Origin of the sequence: Porphyromonas sp. COT-108 OH1349, assembly GCF_000768755.1 — a bacterium.
In the GTDB taxonomy this organism is placed as follows: domain Bacteria; phylum Bacteroidota; class Bacteroidia; order Bacteroidales; family Porphyromonadaceae; genus Porphyromonas_A; species Porphyromonas_A canoris.
Genome location: NZ_JRAH01000013.1, coordinates 404,918 through 424,730 on the forward strand (window position 1 = coordinate 404,918; position 19,813 = coordinate 424,730).

At 41.3% G+C, this 19,813-nt stretch carries 19 protein-coding genes; 9 read left to right on the forward strand and 10 right to left on the reverse strand.

Annotated elements, in window-relative coordinates; all coding sequences use genetic code 11:
- Positions 1 to 6 precede the first annotated feature (6 nt).
- The 5 genes from JT26_RS03630 to JT26_RS03650 form a co-directional block, all read right to left on the reverse strand.
- Positions 7 to 549 carry a DUF4199 domain-containing protein gene (locus JT26_RS03630; protein ID WP_036788869.1) on the reverse strand — a complete coding sequence of 181 codons (543 nt, stop codon included), beginning with the start codon at positions 547 to 549 and terminating at the stop codon, positions 7 to 9.
- 101 nt (positions 550 to 650) lie between these two features.
- A complete protein-coding gene (locus JT26_RS03635; RefSeq protein WP_036788871.1) occupies positions 651 to 1,049 on the reverse strand; it encodes a DUF1573 domain-containing protein in 399 nt (132 codons plus the stop codon).
- Between the two features lie 132 nt (positions 1,050 to 1,181).
- Positions 1,182 to 1,937: a succinate dehydrogenase/fumarate reductase iron-sulfur subunit gene (locus tag JT26_RS03640; protein ID WP_036788873.1), complete on the reverse strand. Its 756-nt coding sequence runs from the start codon at positions 1,935 to 1,937 to the stop codon at positions 1,182 to 1,184.
- Positions 1,938 to 1,977: 40 nt separating this feature from the next.
- The gene (locus JT26_RS03645) at positions 1,978 to 3,924 is read right to left on the reverse strand and encodes a fumarate reductase/succinate dehydrogenase flavoprotein subunit (RefSeq protein WP_036788875.1); all 1,947 of its coding nucleotides are present in this window, start codon (positions 3,922 to 3,924) and stop codon (positions 1,978 to 1,980) included.
- Positions 3,925 to 3,954: 30 nt separating this feature from the next.
- The gene (locus JT26_RS03650; RefSeq protein ID WP_036846145.1) at positions 3,955 to 4,680 is read right to left on the reverse strand and encodes a succinate dehydrogenase; all 726 of its coding nucleotides are present in this window, start codon (positions 4,678 to 4,680) and stop codon (positions 3,955 to 3,957) included.
- 369 nt (positions 4,681 to 5,049) lie between these two features.
- Here JT26_RS03650 and JT26_RS03655 point away from each other — a divergent pair, with 369 nt between their 5' ends.
- The 7 genes from JT26_RS03655 to JT26_RS03680 all read left to right on the forward strand — a co-directional run bounded on the left by JT26_RS03655 (position 5,050) and on the right by JT26_RS03680 (position 11,528).
- Positions 5,050 to 5,547, forward strand: coding sequence for a hypothetical protein (locus tag JT26_RS03655; protein ID WP_036846148.1), 498 nt, complete (start codon positions 5,050 to 5,052; stop codon positions 5,545 to 5,547).
- Between the two features lie 194 nt (positions 5,548 to 5,741).
- On the forward strand, positions 5,742 to 6,395 hold the full coding sequence (locus JT26_RS10120; RefSeq protein ID WP_081966368.1) for an HmuY family protein: 654 nt from the start codon (positions 5,742 to 5,744) through the stop codon (positions 6,393 to 6,395).
- A gap of 125 nt (positions 6,396 to 6,520) precedes the next feature.
- Positions 6,521 to 8,701 carry a TonB-dependent receptor gene (locus tag JT26_RS03665; RefSeq protein ID WP_036846151.1) on the forward strand — a complete coding sequence of 727 codons (2,181 nt, stop codon included), beginning with the start codon at positions 6,521 to 6,523 and terminating at the stop codon, positions 8,699 to 8,701.
- 395 nt (positions 8,702 to 9,096) lie between these two features.
- Positions 9,097 to 9,444: a hypothetical protein gene (locus JT26_RS03670; protein ID WP_036846154.1), complete on the forward strand. Its 348-nt coding sequence runs from the start codon at positions 9,097 to 9,099 to the stop codon at positions 9,442 to 9,444.
- A complete protein-coding gene (locus JT26_RS10965; protein WP_052110332.1) occupies positions 9,441 to 9,710 on the forward strand; it encodes a hypothetical protein in 270 nt (89 codons plus the stop codon). Before JT26_RS03670 ends, JT26_RS10965 begins: the two co-directional genes overlap by 4 nt.
- 167 nt (positions 9,711 to 9,877) lie before the next feature.
- The gene (locus JT26_RS10970) at positions 9,878 to 10,312 is read left to right on the forward strand and encodes a hypothetical protein (protein ID WP_036846158.1); all 435 of its coding nucleotides are present in this window, start codon (positions 9,878 to 9,880) and stop codon (positions 10,310 to 10,312) included.
- A gap of 40 nt (positions 10,313 to 10,352) precedes the next feature.
- Entirely contained in the window at positions 10,353 to 11,528 is a 1,176-nt protein-coding gene (locus JT26_RS03680; RefSeq protein WP_036846161.1) for an OmpA family protein, read from the forward strand.
- 126 nt (positions 11,529 to 11,654) lie between these two features.
- Here the strand turns inward: JT26_RS03680 and JT26_RS10605 are convergent, their stop codons facing one another.
- The 5 genes from JT26_RS10605 to JT26_RS03695 all read right to left on the reverse strand — a co-directional run bounded on the left by JT26_RS10605 (position 11,655) and on the right by JT26_RS03695 (position 16,318).
- The gene (locus tag JT26_RS10605) at positions 11,655 to 11,909 is read right to left on the reverse strand and encodes a hypothetical protein (protein WP_152566972.1); all 255 of its coding nucleotides are present in this window, start codon (positions 11,907 to 11,909) and stop codon (positions 11,655 to 11,657) included.
- Between the two features lie 190 nt (positions 11,910 to 12,099).
- Complete coding sequence (locus JT26_RS10795) at positions 12,100 to 12,249, reverse strand: hypothetical protein (RefSeq protein WP_160217629.1); 150 nt, start codon at positions 12,247 to 12,249, stop codon at positions 12,100 to 12,102.
- A gap of 89 nt (positions 12,250 to 12,338) precedes the next feature.
- The gene (locus JT26_RS03685; RefSeq protein ID WP_036846175.1) at positions 12,339 to 13,928 is read right to left on the reverse strand and encodes a DUF6029 family protein; all 1,590 of its coding nucleotides are present in this window, start codon (positions 13,926 to 13,928) and stop codon (positions 12,339 to 12,341) included.
- Positions 13,929 to 13,962: 34 nt separating this feature from the next.
- Entirely contained in the window at positions 13,963 to 14,433 is a 471-nt protein-coding gene (locus tag JT26_RS03690) for a TlpA disulfide reductase family protein (protein ID WP_052103006.1), read from the reverse strand.
- A gap of 91 nt (positions 14,434 to 14,524) precedes the next feature.
- The gene (locus JT26_RS03695) at positions 14,525 to 16,318 is read right to left on the reverse strand and encodes an Omp28-related outer membrane protein (RefSeq protein ID WP_152566973.1); all 1,794 of its coding nucleotides are present in this window, start codon (positions 16,316 to 16,318) and stop codon (positions 14,525 to 14,527) included.
- A 242-nt stretch (positions 16,319 to 16,560) separates the two neighbouring features.
- Here JT26_RS03695 and JT26_RS03700 point away from each other — a divergent pair, with 242 nt between their 5' ends.
- Positions 16,561 to 17,502 carry a nitronate monooxygenase family protein gene (locus JT26_RS03700; protein ID WP_036846181.1) on the forward strand — a complete coding sequence of 314 codons (942 nt, stop codon included), beginning with the start codon at positions 16,561 to 16,563 and terminating at the stop codon, positions 17,500 to 17,502.
- The gene (locus JT26_RS03705; protein ID WP_052110333.1) at positions 17,499 to 19,721 is read left to right on the forward strand and encodes a beta-N-acetylglucosaminidase; all 2,223 of its coding nucleotides are present in this window, start codon (positions 17,499 to 17,501) and stop codon (positions 19,719 to 19,721) included. Before JT26_RS03700 ends, JT26_RS03705 begins: the two co-directional genes overlap by 4 nt.
- Positions 19,722 to 19,813 lie beyond the last annotated feature (92 nt).

Here is a 19,813-nt window from a genome sequence, read left to right on the forward strand (position 1 = left end):
ACCATATTATTTGTTCTTCCTGGCAAGCAAGCCTACCACGACACTGAATATGAGACCGAAGAAGAGAGACCAGTTGCACATCGCCAGCATCAGACGGAACGGCGTTATGCTCCGGATGCTTTCGAGCAGTGCCTCTATGCGTTCCCTGTCCTGCCCGGACTTTGTCTGCTCCGCAAGCTGACCGAATGAGTCGTATGCCGCCTCCAATGAGCGTATGAACGTGTCGTCTTGGAATAAGATGCGATAGATAACCATCTGCCCCCCCGCATATATAATGGTGGCAAAGAAGACAAGCAGAATGGTGTAGCGAGCAGCACGCGAGAAGCTGATACTGCCCTGAAGCTCTGTGTCCCTATACTTGCAAACCAACAGGTAAATAAGCACAGGGTAAAAGAGAAACATCAGTACCATGAAAACCACGGAGATAATGTTCCGGTTGAGAAGAACCCACGAGAGATTCAAAATCATGTAAAGCCCTAAGATCAACCCTTGTTTGAGCGCAAACTGAATAGGACGGGGAGAGGGCTGTGTCGGTGAAGTCTGTTGCATATAAATGAGAAAAGCATACACCTAAGATAACTGCGTATATTAGAGTGTATGCCGTTTGTTATTACACTTACGGACAGAGAGGTTCCTCTATCCTTCTGATTCTATTCTACCACCCCTTTTATTGTAAGTATAAGAGGAGCACCGTCTTTACCATTACTATAAACAGAGACTGTCTTTACGAACGGATAGACACGATTGGTAGGGTCATAAACAACCGTAATGACACTGCTCTTGCCCGGAGCTATCGGCTCCTGACTATACTTGGGAGTAGTGCATCCGCAAGAGGACATCACCTTGGTTATGACCAAAGGAGCCGTTCCCTTATTGATAATGACAAAATCGTGCTTGACGTTGCCATCTTTCTCTTTGATCTTACCAAAGTCGTGAGTAGGCGACGGAGCTTCTATGATGGCTCTTTTAGTCTCTTGTGCAGATACGGTCTGAGAGCCTACAAACAGTGTCAAGACAGCTATGATTAAATAGAAAAGATTTTTGTTCATAATCCTAATTGTTTTTTTGTGATACAATAAGTTTTATCACTCTCAACACGGGCAAAGATATGAATAATTCTACTATATACAAAAAAGCACGACCCTGAGGGATCGTGCTTTCTTGTATATATCTATATGGTATCAGTCCTTAAACTTAGCTTTGATAAACTCTCTGTTAAGACGAGCAATATTGCTGATGGATACGTTCTTCGGACACTCCATTTCGCATGCACGAGTATTGGTACAGTTACCAAATCCAAGTTCATCCATCTTTGCTACCATCGCTTTTGCACGTCTGTTGGCTTCCACCTTTCCTTGAGGCAAGAGCGCAAACTGGCTTACCTTGGCAGAGACAAACAGCATGGCAGAACCATTCTTACACGCAGCAACACAAGCACCACAACCGATGCACGAAGCAGCATCCATAGCCAAGTCGGCATTCTTCTTAGGGATAGGAATGCAGTTGGCATCAGGAATACCTCCTGTATTGACCGATACGAAACCTCCAGCTTGCATAATCTTATCAAATGCAGTACGATCCACAGTAAGGTCTCTAATGACCGGGAAACCTGCAGAGCGCCAAGGCTCAATGGTGATAGTGTCTCCTTCTTCAAACTTACGCATGTGAAGCTGGCAAGTGGTAATCTCAGAATCGGGTCCATGCGGGTGACCATTGATATATAGAGAACACATACCGCAGATACCTTCGCGACAGTCATGATCGAAAGCTACCGGAGTTTGTCCTTCGCTGATAAGCTTTTCGTTGAGTATGTCCAACATCTCCAAGAACGAACTTCCTTGGGAGATATTCTTAAGTTCGACAGTTTCGAAATACCCTTTAGTCTTGGCATTCTTCTGTCTCCAAACTTTTACTTTTATATTGATGTTCTTGTCCATTGTTCATAAATAGTTAAAAGGGTTAGAATAATGCCGTGGGTTAGCTCTTATAATTACGTTGTTGACGTACAATAAACTCATAATCCAGAACCTCTTTGTGCATAACAGGATCTGCATTTTCTCCTTTATATTCCCAGCAAGAAACATAAGAGAATTGATCGTCATGGCGGAGAGCCTCTCCTTCTTCTGTCTGGTGTTCCAAACGGAAGTGTCCACCACAAGACTCCTCACGATCCAAAGCATCATGTGCCATAAGCTCACCTATCTCTATAAAGTCGGCAAGTCTTAGAGCCTTTTCAAGCTCAACATTGAAATCTTCGGCTTCTCCAGGTATGCGTACGTTGGACCAGAACTCTTTCTTCAGCTCTTTTAGCTTGGTGATGGCTGTTTTAAGTCCTTCTGCTTCACGTCCCATGCCTACATATTCCCACATGATGTGTCCAAGCTCCTTGTGTAGATTGTCTACAGAGCGTTTACCCTTGATGTTCATCAGCTTATTGATACGCTCCTTAATCTGGCGTTCTGCTTCTGCAAACTCTGGAAGATCTGTAGAGAAGCGAGGAACTTGTATCTGATCCGAAAGATAGTTCTGTATGGTATAAGGAAGAACAAAGTAACCATCTGCCAAACCCTGCATAAGAGCAGAAGCTCCAAGACGATTGGCTCCGTGGTCCGAGAAGTTCGCTTCTCCGATTGCAAACAATCCCGGAACGGTTGTCATCAACTCATAATCCACCCAGAGACCTCCCATGGTATAGTGAATTGCAGGGAAGATCATCATAGGAGTCTCGTATGGGTTGTCATCCACGATCTTTTCATACATCTGGAAGAGGTTACCATACTTTTGCTCTACGACATTCTTGCCCATTCTATTGATCGCATCTGCAAAGTCAAGATAAACGGCAAGTCCGGTAGTCCCTACACCAAAGCCTGCATCACAACGTTCTTTCGCTGCACGAGAAGCAACGTCACGAGGAACAAGGTTACCGAACGCGGGGTATCTGCGTTCCAAGTAGTAGTCTCGATCTTCTTCTTTTATTTGCGTTGGTTTGAGCTTACCTTCACGTATCGCTTTCGCATCCTCTATTTTCTTTGGTACCCAGATACGTCCATCATTACGAAGAGATTCAGACATCAAGGTCAGCTTACTTTGGAAATCTCCATGAACAGGAATACAAGTAGGGTGAATCTGAGCCATACAAGGATTTCCGAAGAATGCTCCTTTCTTATAACACTGCCAAGCGGCCGATCCGTTACTTGCCATCGCATTGGTAGAAAGGAAGAATGCGTTACCATATCCTCCTGTACCAATTACTACGGCATGAGCCGCAAATTTCTCAATCTTACCTGTTACAAGATTACGAGCAATGATACCACGAGCTCTACCTTCTATAATAACAACATCCAACATTTCGTAGCGAGTAAAGAGCTTAACTTTACCCAAGCCGACCATGCGAGAGAGAGCAGAGTATGCTCCAAGCAACAGCTGCTGACCAGTCTGTCCACGAGCATAGAATGTCCGTGATACTTGCGCCCCACCAAATGACCGGTTATCAAGGAGGCCACCGTATTCACGTGCAAATGGAACACCTTGAGCAACACATTGGTCTATAATAGAGTTGGATACTTCTGCCAAACGATAAACATTTGCTTCTCTTGCACGGTAGTCGCCACCCTTGATGGTGTCATAGAAGAGACGATATACAGAGTCTCCATCATTTTGGTAGTTCTTAGCCGCATTGATACCACCTTGCGCTGCAATGGAGTGTGCTCTACGCGGAGAGTCCTGAATACAGAAGTTATAAACATTGAATCCCATTTCGGCAAGAGATGCAGCTGCTGAAGCTCCTGCAAGACCTGTTCCTACAACGATAACATCCAATCTACGCTTATTCGCCGGGTTTACCAGCTTTTGGTGGCTCTTATAGTTGGTCCACTTTTCAGCCAAAGGCCCTTGTGGAATTTTAGCTTCTAATATATGTGACATAAGTTGTGATATTCTAATCAGGATTAAACATTAAAGAGCCAGAACCATTGTGTGCTCCGCCGCATGTGAACCAAGTGTCCAAATGTGACCGATATTGTCACACAGACCAAGAGAGTTAAGATAGAATGATACAGCTACTGCTGCAAACATCAAACATACAATCGTTGCGTAGATGATACCTATAACTCTTAGTCTCTTAAACCAAATCTTGTTGTTGAGCCCGAGAGTTTGGAAAGCACTCCAAGCGCCATGAGAAAGGTGGAACCAAATGGCTAACAACCACACAAGGTAGCATACTACCACGATAGGATTGGAAAATGTTTGGGCTACGAGAGTAAAGCCTTTTTCAGGAGCTTGACCTGTCCACTCCAAGAGTTGCATCTTAGACCAGAAGTGAGTTAGGTGCCATCCCAATACACCCAAAACAATAACACCGAGAACGAGCATGTTCTTGGAAGACCAATCTATTCCGGTCTTACTGGAAGAAGCATACCTGTCTGTTCCTCTTGCTCTACGATTTTGGATTGTAAGCACAAAAGCATAGGCAATGTGAAGAATAAATCCTAATGCCAAAACCGGTACCATGAACTGAACTATAGGATTTGTTCCCATAAAGTCGCAAGCTGCATTGTAACCACTTTCAGAAAAGATTGCGACAACATTTATAGTCGCATGAACTAATAGAAATACAATAAGAAAGAATCCGGTCAAACTCATTAAGACCTTCTTCCCAATAGATGAATTAAATAACCACATAGAAATGATAAGTGTTTAGTGGGTTTAAAACTGTTTATATGTTTATTATTCTGTTTGCCGGCAAAGTTAAACTATTTATTTTGTCTTTCCGATACTTTAGCACGAAATTATGTGCTTTTTTCTTTAATCACTATATGTGTGTATATGAAAAGCCATATTTTTCTACTTTTCCTCTTTTTGTTTTGATGGATATACCCATTAAGAGGGAATTTTTCTGCTTACAAGATACATGTTTTTTACTTTTGATATTTATCCTGACTGCTATAATATTATAATTTATTTTGTTTCCTTATCATGGATCGGTGTTTTTTTTGACTCAAATACCTACATTTGCATCTTTATATTAGATAAATAAATCCTTCAGGACGGATGAATACAGTTGTAAAATCAACAGCATCAGGGGGCAACTTTGCTGTGGAAATAGAAAATAGAAGAGTGGTGCAAGTAACCTATAAAAGCCACTTTTCAAGTGTTGCCAGTTTCGAATTCAACGGAGAACGAATAGAAATACGTCCTCATAATATATGGCATAGTAGGTATGATATACTAAAAAATGGAAAGTGTAAAGGAGATATTCGATTCAATTGGAAAGGGAATATCATTATCCATTTGACCGATGGAGATACCGAAGAAACCTATACAGTCAAGAGTAAGAATATATTCGGTAAGAATTTTGAGATGACAGATAGTCAAAGAAATCCACTGTTTCTTATGAAGCCGAAATTTAAATGGAGAACCAGAAATTTTGAGTATGATGTCATGTATCATCATAATGCCGACGCAAAAAATCCATTGTTGGAGCTTCTTGTGTATGCAACTTACGGCGTAAATCTGTATTTACTATCTGTCATCGTGATTGCCTCCTAACTTAGGATGTATCATGTTTATTTGAGGAAAATTTGAGCTTTCAACTGCTCCCTAATTCTTGTCAAATTTGATTCATTTGTATGTCATTTTACCTATAAATTGTGATTGTTGTCGTTTTTGCTGACTTCTATCTTTGCAACCGAAAACTACATGGATAATGGTAGCTTTAGTACAATTAAATCACATACAAAACAATGAAAAAAATTACTTTGACAAAGACATTTATGCTGCTTACAGCAGTATGTTTAGGAGTTTTCTTTACAAGCTGTAAAAAGGATCAGAATAAGCCGGATGTTCCTCAAAAGAATGAGGTTAAAACAGCTTCTTATATTAGAGCCAACTCCTATACGGAATGGGCTTATTTTTCTTTTGAAGCCGGCAAGGTTGTAAAAGTAGAAGATCCCACAAAAAGCAAGGACTGGGATGTGGCTTTCCATAGACAGCAGATAAGAGTCAACGACAAGAATTTCTATGGAAAAGCAAAAGCTCAAATGCTTGATGTAACTGATTTTGAAGCAAAGGTCTCTCCGGAACCTGCTAAGATGATCGAGAATAAAGAGATTCTTATTCCTGTTGGAGTCAATATGGGTAATCAAGCGGCTCCTTATCTTTTGGAGAAAGGATTCTGCCTTACGGACAATGATAACTTTTTGAAGAACACAATTGGATCTTTCACTGTCAATATGAAAGAAATGGGAGGAGATCCAACCAAAATGTATGTCGTAAACAAAAAGATATTTGTCTTTCTTGCAGCAGATGGTAAGACGTATTACAAGTTGCAGTTTACAGGGGTTCTTTCAGAAGAAGGAAAGGGAGGACATATTAGCTTTAAGTATGTCAAACTGTGATTATGTAGTATCTAAAATCCAAATACTACTTTAATAATAGAAAAAGAGCCACTCTCAGCATCATTGGGAGCTAAGAATGGCTCTTTGTTTTTCCCTCTTGAGAAAGAGAAAAGAAATAAAAAGCAATGATAAGCAGACTAAAAATAGCACTATTGGTTATACTATCCACTTTTTGCATTGTTGCTGTACAAGCACAAGTAGAGGTAAAAGGTGTGGTATTGGACCGAGAGGTTGAAAAGCCTTTGAACAATGTACGTGTCATCCTTAAGAAAAAAGGAGGAAAGATAGCGAGAGAAGTTTTGACCAACGATAAGGGAGAATTTGCATTTGATCTTTCCGATCTGAAAAAGTCGGATGTGAAAGGCGTCATCTTTACTTGCAAAGGGTATGAGCCGGAAAGACTCTCACTTACTTTGCTTAAGGATCTGACGAATCTCAAAATCTACATGAAGTCTCACACATATCAGTTGGACGACCACGTGATTGTTACAGCCACTCGTACTCAACGCCATTTGGAACAGCTCCCGGTTCCTACGCACATCATAGGGCGTTCGCAGATAGAGAAAATTGTTCCCACTACAATGAATGAGCTATTCTTGTACACGATACCCGGAATAGAGCTAAGCGATCACGGAGGGGTTACCAGAATGAAGATTCAGGGATTGGATTCCAAATATACCGCAATCCTTATAGATGGAGAGGAGATGGCTGGTATGCGAAGCGGATCTGTGGATCTCTCCAGGCTCTCTCCAGATATGATAGAGAGAGTAGAGGTTGTTAAGGGTGCCGGTAGTGCTTTGTATGGCTCTAATGCTATTGCAGGAGTTATCAATCTTATTACCAAAGAGAACAGAAAACCATTCTCTTTCAATGCTTCTGTTGGCTCTTCTACTATCAAGCAGCACAATGGTCATATTGGAGTTGGTTTTCGTCAGAAAAGACTCTCCAACCTTACATCCTTCTCCACAGGAGTAGAGGGAGGGTATAAGCTTTCTACTCAAAAAGAAGACGAGTCTCTAGATCTCTTCAAGAATACAATCTATCGTGCTGCTAACAGACTAAAGTGGAAGCCTCTGGATAATGTAGCCATAAAATGGAATCTTTCAGGTAATACAAGAAAGCAAGAGCTGAATGAATATTATAACGATAAGTATGATTATCTGAATAATATGGTAAGCTTCAATTTGGAACTTTCAGAAAAGCATTCCATTCAAGGATCTTATAATACAGACTTTTCATTAAGACACCGTTTCTATCCTAAGAAAGAGACAGATAATAAACTCTTCTTGTATAAGAATATCAAGCACATGGCGAAAGCAATGTATGCTTTTTCAGATAAGAAGATAGGAGATTTGAACATCGGTGCAGAAGCAAACAGCGAGCTTATAAACTCTTACCAGATTGCTGAAAACAAGGAGACCAAAAAGCTGGGATATTTCGTTCTTTACGGACAGCATTTATGGAGTCCGTCAAAGTGTTTTCAACTTCTATATGGTCTACGTTCAGACATTCACTCTGCCTATGGCGCTCATGTAAGTCCAAAGATTTCTGCTTCTTTATCTTATAATAATGTCAAGATGCGTCTCGGCTATTATGAGGCATTTAAGTCTCCAACGGCAATGGAACTCTATTTCAATTGGAGTCATTTAGGACGTTTTTATATTTTGGGAAACCCGAATCTCAAACCGGAAACAGCAAGACAGATGTTGGTTAACTTGGAGTGGAATCATAAACATACATTGAGTATAAATAGTGGAGTAACACACACAAGGTTTAAGGACAGAATCGTGTTGAGAGCAAAGAGCAATAATGACCAGTACTATGTCAATATCGATGACACAAGCAGTATGACCGTTGCCGATGCTCAGCTGACATGGAGACCGGTTAATGGGCTTACTTTCTCTTTGAACTATCTCTACACTCACGATCCTCAGTATGTTACCATGGATGGTAAAGCTTACAAGACTTCTCTCACTCGTCCACACAATATACTTGGAAGTATTAAGTGGTATAAGGCTTGGGCTCATCACAGTTTAAGTGTAAACTTGATGGGACAATATTATTCCGGTATAGATACCAATATAGAGGAACAAGATCCGGTAACTAAAGCTCCGAAAATGGTGCCTATTAAATATGAAGGATTCCCGACAACACGTTTAGTTGTTACAGAAACTTTCCTACAACGTTATAGCATAACCTTAGGAGTAGATAATATTATTGCTTACAAACCTCGAAGCATTAACTTCCAAAATGCTTCTTTTTCGCCGGGTCGTGTATTCTTTACAAGATTGGCATATAACTTCTAATAAGCACTGCATTATATATAACATTTGATCTTAAAGACCTGAGCACTCTGCTCAGGTCTTTTTCTTTATATAATGCTCCTTGCTACTCATTCTATTTTTAGATTTTATTTCAAATTAGCTCTCTGATTGATAGCGGTTTGACTGCAATTGAGTTTTTTATTTCAGTCGTATTTATATATAAATAATAGTTGTTTTGCATACTTTTTCATATTAGGAAGCTAATTGATTTATTCTGTTTCTATATTCTTTTGCTTAATTATTGTTTTGTATCATCGTTTTTTTTGTTAATTTTTGCATCGATTTGGTTAATCAACCATTCAAAATTATATTTATTAAACAAACTGTATGTCGAAATCTCTTTTTTATATTTTCGACGCTTTTTTATTTATTTAGATATGAAGACGATTTATAAGTACATTGTGCTGGTAGCAGTGCTTATCAGCATGGCTTCATGTGATCGCATTGAGATCTTGTCTCCTCCGGGACCGAGGGGATTGAGTGCGTATGAAGTTTGGGTCGAAGCTGTACAAAACAAGACGATCCAATGGGAAAATGGTACAGACCTTGCGAACTATTTCAAGTATCTCAAGGGTGCAAAGGGAGACTCCGGTAAGGATGCTTTTTCTATTTGGCAAGACTGGATCAGAGATGGTTCGGTGGATAATCCTCACAAACCCGGAGAGAAATGGAATCCGGAAAAGAATACCAAGAGAGATTTTTATCTTTTAAGGCGACCAAGGTGAAAAGGGCGATAAAGGCGACCAAGGTGAAAAGGGCGATAAAGGCGACCAAGGTGAAAAGGGCGACAAAGGTGACCAAGGTGAAAAGGGCGACAAAGGTGACCAAGGTGAAAAGGGCGATAAAGGCGACCAAGGTGAAAAGGGCGACAAAGGCGATAAAGGTAACCAAGGTCAGAAAGGAGACAAAGGAGATAAAGGTAATTCCGGAGACAAGGGCGATAAAGGTAATGATGGATCGTCAGGAGCTCCTGGAGACAAAGTCGAAATAATAGATGGTTATTGGTACATTAACGGTATCAACACCGGTGTTTCTGCAGTAGGTGAAAAGGGTGAATCGGGAAAAGGAAAATCTGCTTATGAAATTTGGGTAGAAGAAGTCGAAAAGGGAACTATTTTTGACAAGGACGGAAATGTTTGGGATAAGAATAACAAGTCCATGGCTCACTTTATGCTCTATATGAAAGGAGAGAAGGGAGGCCCCGGCGAAGTTAAGGTAACAAAGCTATCCATACTTAGTGTGATTCCGGGAGACCCTATGATAGGAGTAGTGGCTCCACCGGAAGAACCGGAGCCACCTCATGATGACCCCGAATATCCCGGTCATCCATCTCAGCCTACTCTGATAGAAGTTCAATCGGATCCTAATGCGACTATTTATTATCAAGCAATTGGTCTTGAAGGATATTATGGTGGGGGAGGACCAACATCGAATATCGAAGTTTATCAGAAACCTGCAGATGGAGAAGGAAAGGCTACTATAAGCATAGATACATTTGAAAATACATTTATTGTCAATATTTGGGCTCTCTCTGAAGGTAAGGCTTACTCTCCAAACTTGCTTGTCAGAGTAACCATTTTCATGCCAACATAATTTCTGACATCCGTTGATATTTAACTATAAAACAAAGATTATGTCATCACTAAAATATATATTACTTTCCTCTTTGCTCGTTTTCTCCATTGGAGTATCGGCTCAGGAGTCCGGTATGAAAGAGTCTGCCGGTAAAGTGAATCCGAAAAAGAGTTGGGAGATAGGATTGGGAGCAGATGTTTTCAACATCAGTCGCATGAATTTTCACAGTTATCGCTCTTCTGCTAAAGGGGATGTTTACAATCTTGATCTCAGAAACATGATGATCGGGGGGAATATCTACTTGGCAAGAGAGATCAATCCGTGGTTGTATGCGGACATCCAAGCGACACTCGGCTGGGCCAACAGCTTTTCTTCGGAAAAGATGAACCAATATAAGTTTTATGGAATGGGAGGATTGGGCGCACAGTTTCGCCTAACCCCTCTCTTCAATAAAAAGTATGTTGAACCTTACTTCAGAATAGGAGCAAACTATCTCTTCAAAGATTTTTATTTGACAAGAAGCGGAATGCTCCCCAACTTTCAGGGGGATAATCTGAAGTGGACTCACTCGGATGAGTTTAACAGCAAAGCAGATAATCAGAAGCATGCTTTCTTGGCATCTTTTGGAGTGGGTGTCAACAGCTGGTTCAATGACCGCATCGGCTTTGGACTTCAAGCAGATTATCTTACCTCTTTCACTAAGAGCAAGCTCAACTTCCCTCGCGTTCTCGCCAGAGTAATGTTCAGAATAGGGGAGACCAAAGAGGCTCCTAAAGTGATCTACCGAGAAAAGATTGTACGACAAATCGTAGAAAAACCGGTAGAAAAAGAGATCATCAAGTACGTGGAAAAAGAGAGCGAACCTCTCTATATGTTGTTTGCCAATATCAATTTTGAATTTGATAAGTACGACATAACACCAGAGTCTGCAAAGATTCTTGATGATGCAGCTGTTATTCTTAAGAGAATGTCTCAGCATAAGTTCCTCATCACAGGGCATACAGACAGCAGAGGTAGCGAGCGATACAACGAGGTACTATCTCGTAAAAGAGCTCAAGCCGTTGTTGAAGGCCTGCTGGAACGTGGTGTTTCTGCTGATATGCTTAAGAGTCGAGGCGTAGGCAAGAAGATTGCTGCAATGCCGGTTGCTAAGTCTCATATCATAAGAGAGGGAGACAGAAAGGTAACCATTGAGATTATCAAAAATATGGAGTATTGGAACAATCTTGACTAATTCGGACATAGAACTCCGCAACCAATAGTAGAGCAATCTTATATCTGTTCTGTCCGAAGCGGAGAAACAGTTCTGTTAGAATCATTTTAAGAGAGGGTATCGGTTATGACCGGTACCTTCTCTTTTTTATCTGCTTATTTTGCACTCTTCTATCTGTCTGTCAAGATTGTATGGGATATAGGATTTTATCTTCCTCAAATGATTTGATCCCTCTCTTTCCGGCTGTTTATTCTCTACTCCCAAGCTCATGGCAAGACCAAAGAGAAGTGATAATATCTTGAGAAAAGGATCGCTTATTGGGGAAGTAAATGGCTTCTTCCTAAAATTATTGCTTGGCAAATCTCTGCCCGACACGGTAAGAAGTTTGGTGATAGTGTTCAAAAACTTGGTTATCCATATTTACATTTAAGAGTAAACGGATTAAGAACTGTTTTTCAAAGCTTTATGAGCAAGACTCATGGTGCGGTTTGTACAGGTCAAATTTCGATTTGCGGAAATCAAGCCCTGAGTTGTAGTTCTTAAAGGATTAAGAGTAACTTTCTAATAGGTCTAAAGAACCAAATGAATAGGTTTATTCAAGAGTTGTATCGCATATTTTTACGAACTGAACGGCAACCATGTCGCAGAAGAATAAGCAGGATACAGTGTAGGAGTAGTGGGGAAGTGTTGTCTTGAAGTGATGCTCCTCATGGATGTTTATGGGTATTTCCCCCTTTCCCATTAAAAAGAGAGTAAAGAAGAGAGGCTACCACTGTGTGCCGGACACAAGTGATAGCCTCTCTTTTAGGAATATGCTGTTCGTATATCTTGTCAGAATGTATAGGATAGACCTGCCATAAGCCCGGTATATTCCGGAACAAATCTACATATACCTCCTACACACTGAGTGCCGGCTCTTGATCTTCCGTAGCTTGCTGTGAGTCGGAGACCATTATAAGTGAAAGAACATCCAGCCATATAGAAGTGCTCTTTCTTCTCTCCGCCATGGTTGTACATATCGCTTACGTAAACCATCCAGTTTGGGGCAAATCCCACTTCAAGAAGACCGAATAGCCAGCCCTTCTCTTCCATTTCGGTAGACATATATTGTAGCTCTGTCCTTAGAGACAGCTTCCTATTGGCTCTCCAAAGGAAGTCTATTACACCGATATAGGAGTCGTAGTTTTCAGATATGTAAAACTTGTTCTGATAATAAAGTCCAATGGTCGTTTTTATCGATCTGTTGATCTGTTTTCCCACCTCAAGAGCTACTTCGGAGAAGAGATTACTACCATCCTGACCAAAGAAAGGCATTGTTTTCTTAAAGTTATTCCCCAAAGATTTGTAGTGAGAGGCATTTAAGGCGATCTTCAATGGGTATTTCCCTAATGCAGTACCGGAGATATTCCAGAAAAGGTCTACCTGTCCGCCAATCTCTCCACCAAGTTCGGTAACATGCGGATGAAGTCCGGGAAGTGTGTACTTGTGTTGTTTGGTCAGAGCCGGAACATAGTTTATCGGGATATAAAGCTGTTCCAGTTTGTTGTCTATCCTAAAGTCCATGTGCTCTATCCGCCTGAACACCCCGGATATACCGAAGTTGGGACGGATATAGTCTGCATTGATCAGTAGCGCATCCCCTGCTTCTGCCGGATAAGATCCCTCTGCCGGAGAGAAGGTTTGACTCATTCCCTTGCCGGTATATTCTATTCCAAGATTGAAGCTGGGAGAGTAGAACCCAGCCCTTGTACTGAACAGATCCACACGAGCAGGCTCTTCGGATTCCTCTATTGTTTTTGTATTATGACGAGAAACCCAGGAACCGCCCAGTGTTACATCGTATTCGGACTCTTTCTTGAAGAGTTTGATGGCAGACAGCTCCGCATCTCCTCCCCACATGAAAGCATCTGCATACTCCATGTAGCGTCTCGGCTGTCCGCCCATCGCCTTTAGAGTCAGCCAATTTGAAGGGGTATATTTGATGTTGAGACCTCTAAGAGAGTTGTTGATACCCAATGCTCTCTCTTCGTATGCACGAAAGATGAGTCCGCTACCAAACTGCTCGTAAAAACTTCCTAAGGTTACGTTGAGCTTCTCTGCACTATAATTAAGATAGTAATGAGTGAGACCGTGTCCTTTGAGCTCTTGAGAAAAACCTTTTAGAGGGGGAAGATAGAGTTCGTATTGCAGTCCGGCATTGAAGTTCTTATAGTTGTATCTGAGATTCAGATAGGTGTTATCGCCATAGTTTTTAGCATCGGGATCATTCTCGTCTTTCTTATAAAGCGCGGCATTGGACTCTATTCCTCCATTGAGCCTGCCCCAATATTTCTCCTTTTTCTCATTTTGAGCCAATATTGTGGGAGTTGCAATGGCGACGATTCCAAGTGCACAGAGAATGGCATTGAATCTTCTTTTCATATAAATCTCTTTTACAGATAAGATATTTCCGATATTACTTCACATATTTCAAAGCCTCGTCCACAAGATATTCTTCGTCTCCGGGATTGTATCCGTTGTGTTTGTAAACCTGCTTTCCCTTGTTATAGATAAAGATGAAAGGAACGGAAGTTGCGTTCAAGCTCTTGTAAAGCTCTTGATTGCTGTCCAGATAGAATTCGAAAGGAAGATTCCGAGCTTTTACGAAAGAGGGTACTTTGGATTTGGAGCGAGAGTCATCTATGGAGATAGATACAACCCTTACTTTTCCTTCCCATCTGTCCCGGATCTCTTTCATGGCTTCCATTTCATTGATACAAGGTTTACACCAGGTTGCCCAAAATGAAACAATCACAGGTTTACCACCTTTGATGACCTCGGAAAAGCTTTGATGCTCTCCATTTAGCTTTTCGATCTTTACATTCTGAGCAGACAGAGCCGATATACAGCAGAATAGGAATATAAGCCCGATAGCAAGTTTTTTCATTACAATAACGATTTAGAAAGTTTAGAAATGTGATAAAAAAATCATCCATCCTTTCCACTCTCAGAAGGGAAAGAATGGATGATGATAATATTTAGAATCCACAACCTGAGCCTACATTAGCTCTTTGGGCGTTGATTACTTTGTCATCTTCGGTTGTGATCAATATGGCTACACCGCAATTCTCTTTTTTCCAATCGCCTTTCATTGTGAATTTGAAAGTTTGGGATAGTGTCTTGTTGGCAGTAAGTTCGATAGGATTTCCGAAGGTCGCACCTCCGTGGCTGGTTCGATAGACATGGCTATGTTCGGATTTGAAAGGATTAGGAAGACCATTGCTTTGACCCAATGCGTTTCTTTGCCATCCTTCAAGCTTGTTCTCAAACAGTATGGCAACACACTTGATCTTTTTCATATCCTTTGTCGCTTTGATCTTAACATCTGCTACGACTTCTTCTCCAACAACATCGGTTTTCATGGATATACCGACATCAGTAGTTGGTTTTCTATGGGTGAGAAGCGTTTGTACATCACCGCCTTGTTTATAGAATTTATCTCTGTAAAGCGCGATAGAAGGATAGCCTGAAACTTTTAGCTTATTAGCAATCTTTTTACACTCCGGTGAGTTCCATTTATCATCTATGTGTAGAGCCAAGCCTACAATTTTAGACTCTTTTGTCGCATCTTCCATCATAAACAGATATCTTGGACAATATGGACACCAAAGACCGGTAAAGTCTTCTACGTATAATCTGCTTGTTGGTTCAAATTCATCAACTGCTGTAATGGATACAGGCTGGGAAGTTCTACCTTTAAGTTTTGCTTTTACCAAAAATGTCTTTTTCTGTCTTGAAGTGATATAGTTGCTTTCTATATCTTTCCCATCTACTTCAAATGTTACAAGTTCTGTAATATCCTTATCATTTTGGTCTGCATCAAAACACATGAAAGAAGCAATATCTTCACCATCGGCGGTAAATCTTTCCTTATCGAGCTTTATGAAGAAATTGGATATAGGAGCTACTACTGTAATCTTGACAATGTTAGAGATATTACCTTGATATCTTGCTTTGAATGTAAAGTCTCCGGCTGATGTGGGAGCGAATACATTGCCTTCCAAGGTCTTTTCTTCATAGAATATCTCAGAATCTTTTGTGATGTCTTTTCCATCCTTATCCGAAACTTTAAATGTGATTTTGGGAGAATCATCAAGATTGACTTTAATAACATCTGCTTCCAGCTTAATGGCTTGAGCGAGATTGGCTTGGAATACCAGCTCATTAGACTCTTCTTCTTCATAATAAGCAATAGCTTTGTATTCTTTTGCACTTGCGCAGATATAGGTGTTGCCGGTTATTCCTACACCATCCACTCTAATTTTGGTTTTTGGATCGGAAGTTATGTCTGTTCCATCTTTCTTTTTGACAGTAAAAGTGATTTTATCCTTTCCGTCAGCCAGAATAGAAGCCTTATCCGAAGTTAAAACAAGAGTCTTTTCCTTTTCAAGTTCATCGGACTTCTGAGCTGTGATGGTTATTTCATTGGAAACAGTTTTATCCAAAGAAGCAACAACCTTATAAGTGCCTGCCTTGTCTGTTTTGAATGTGTTGCCATTTATGGCGTTGTTATTAACCTTAATGGTTACGTTAGAAGATACATCTTTGTTGTCTTGGTCTATTACCTTAAAAGTAACAACATCGGTGTTATCCGCTACAAAAGTTGCCTTGTCGGCAGAAAGCGTCAAGGTTAATTTCTTGACCTCATTGTTCTGGTTCTTAGAACAGCCAACTGATAAAAGCATTAAAGCTGCTAAGCAAAAAAGTAATCGTTTCATAGTTGTATTTAGTACGTAAAAAAACATCATTGGAGTTTTCTCTAATGATAGCAAGGGGTTAATATTATTGGTTTACATAGATCTTTCCCATCGTTTTGTATCAGATTCTTGCTAAACGCTCCGATTGCAAATGTAATAATAAACCTGAATAAATAACAACTATACCATAATTATTCTGAATCATCTTCAGATTCATATTTTGATCTTTACCTTCTCTTACATATTTCCCAAAGAAGTCTTGCTCAAAATAGTTATCTTTACCCTTTCTTATTACGAAACTTATAAAACATACAGAGATGAAGAATAATAGAATAACCCGGTTGTTTGGAATAGATTTTCCTATAATATCGGGAGGAATGGTTTGGTGTAGCGGATATAAACTGGCTACCGCAGTGTCGAATGCAGGCGGATTGGGATTGATGGGAGCAGGTTCCATGTATCCGGAAGTGCTTCGTGAACATATCCAAAAAGCTAAGAAAGCAACAGATCTGCCTTTTGGTGTTAATGTGCCTCTTATGTACCCGGATATGGAAGAGGTTATGAAGATTATAATGGATGAGCATGTTCCTGTAGTATTCACTTCTGCCGGTAATCCTAAAACCTGGACCAAAACACTGCAATCGGAAGGAATCAAAGTGGCACACGTTGTAAGCAGTGTCAAGTTTGCTCTTAAGAGTCAGGATGCAGGGGTTGATGCCGTAGTGGCAGAGGGCTTTGAAGCAGGAGGACACAATGGAAGAGAGGAGACCACAACGATGTGTCTTATCCCTTCGGTTGCGGATGCGATAGAAATACCCCTGATTGCCGCCGGAGGTATAGGTAGCGGAAGAGCCATGGCAGCAGCTCTCTGTTTGGGAGCGGATGGCGTTCAGATCGGAAGTGCATTTGCTTTGACCGAAGAGAGTTCCGCTCATGACAACTTCAAGAAGAAGTCTGTTTCTCTATCCGAAGGTGAAACAATGCTGTTGCTAAAGAAGCTGTCTCCCACACGTATGATTCTGAATGATTTTGCCCAAGAGGTTATAAGTTACGAAGATCGAGGTGCCACAAAAGAAGAGCTGGCAACACTGTTGGGCAGAGGGCGTAGCAAGAAAGGCATTTTTGAGGGAGACCTCTCTGCCGGAGAGTTAGAAATAGGGCAAGTGGCTTATCAGCTGAACGAGATTGTCCCGGTAGCGACCCTCTTTGATAAGATCAAGCAAGAATACTTCACCACTATACAAAAGTTTCAATCATGAGTTTAAGGACTGTTTTACTCTCTTGTTCCTTGTTGTTGGGCTCTTCCTCTTTGGTTTGGGCGCAGAAACACAATCCGTCTCCCGTACCTCATTCTATTGTTTGGGGAGATACTCCGATAGCTTTATCCCAATACAATCCGGTGGCTAAAGGAGAAAAGTGGGCAGATAAGAGTGCGTATGGCAAATTGTTAGAGTTTACCCTTCAGCGTCAGATCAAGAGCAAGGCATTCACTATTACCATTGGAGAAGTGGGGGATAGGGCTGTCTCTCGATACGCAAAGAGTGTTCCGAACAAGTCGGGCGCATACTATCTCAAAGTGGACAAGCAAGGAGCGTGGGTTGTAGGAGCTGACGAAACCGGTACATTCTATGGCGTCTCGACGCTATTGGACATCCTGAGCAGGGAAGAGGTATATCCGGTGGAGATAAAAGATGCTCCCGATGTTGAAGATCGCGGAGTAGTGGAAGGCTTTTATGGTACTCCCTGGAGCTTTGAAGCTCGAATGAGTATGATAGAAGCAATAGGAGAGTCCAAGATGAACATCTATATATATGGACCTAAGGATGATCCTTATCACTCTTCACCACATTGGCGAGCTCCTTATCCTGCGGATGAGGCAGAAAAGATACGTCGTTTGGTCGAGGTGGCAAATCGGAATAAGGTTCAGTTCGTTTGGGCTATTCACCCGGGGAAAGACATCAAATGGAACGAAGAAGATCGTCAAAATCTTCTCTCCAAGTTTGATGCGATGTACCAAAAAGGTGTTCGAGCCTATGCCGTATTCTTCGATGATATTTCGGGAGAGGGAACAAAGGCAGAGAAACAAGCAGAACTGCTCAACTTCCTACATACCAATTTTGTTGCCAAAAAGGGAGATGTGGCACCACTGATCATCTGTCCTACGGAGTATAACAAGGGATGGGCGAATGTGAAAGGCGGATACCTTAAGACCTTAGGTCAAAATCTCCACCCCTCCATACGCATTATGTGGACCGGCAATACCGTGGTTGCCGATATTGATGTCCCTACCATGGAGTGGATCAATGAGCAGATAGGCAGAAAGGCATACATTTGGTGGAACTACCCTGTAACCGATTATGTCAGAGATCATATCTTATTGGGGCCTGTGTATGGTAACAGCAAAGAGATTGCCGATAAGGTAAGCGGATTTGTCTCCAATCCTATGGAGCACGCAGAGGCATCCAAGATAGCGGTTTATTCCGTAGGGGATTATCTCTGGAATATGAAGAGTTTTGATCCAAAAACTTCATGGTTATCCTCCTTAAGAAAGGTTATGCCACAATCTTACAAAGCATTGGAAGTGGTTGGCAAACACAACAGCGACTTGGGTGAAAACGGGCATCGCTATCGCAGGGAAGAGTCTTCACACATCGCTCCGATCATGCAAAAATGGCTGACCGGTACTGCTACACCGGAAGAAAGAGAAGCGATCAGATCGGAGTATGAACAGATGGAAGAGAGTGGCGATATACTACTACACTCCACAGACAATCCTCAACTTCTGAAAGAGATTGGTGTATGGCTTCCGATGTTTATCCATGTAGGCTCTCTCGGACAAGAGGTGATAGCTCTTCAAGATGCTGCAATAAAAGGAGATAGAACTGCCTTTATGAAGCATTACTACCGTATTCGTACTCTTCAACAAGAGATGTATAAGATAGATACCGGAGCCGATCTTCATCCTCATCAACCCGGAGTAAAAAGTGCGGAGAAAGTAATGCTTCCTGCGGCAACAAAGCTTTTTGCTGCTCTTGTAAGCCAATACAACAAGCAGTACGGTACGGATCTGAAATCGGAACACCAGTATCTGCCTCATAAGGTATACACCAATAATCCGGCTTTTGAGCATCAGCCACTTACGTATAGCAAGCGCAATCTTTTCATCGTAAAGAAGTTGGAATACACCACTATGGCTACCGGTGATTATGTGGGAATATTGCTGGATAATCTCTATACCATTACAGAGCTTCGTCTCAATATCGGTATGGAAGATTGGCCCGAAGGTTTGACCCTTCTTGCCGGAGAGTCTGTCGACACAGTCAAGCCCGTAGAACTGCAACAGAATGCACGAAACAAAAAGCTTTTTGAGGCAAAGCGGGGAGATGTGATAAAGGCTAAGATTATATTTATTCGCAATAATGGCACTAAGCCGGTGGATATTCGTCTTGAGCAGTTCTTCTTTACTCCAAAAATCTGACACTTAAAATTGTTTTGAAGAAGTTATAGAGATCTGCTAAGGGATCTCTATGACGATGTACGGATAAAGGGATCACGCGTGTGATCCCTTTA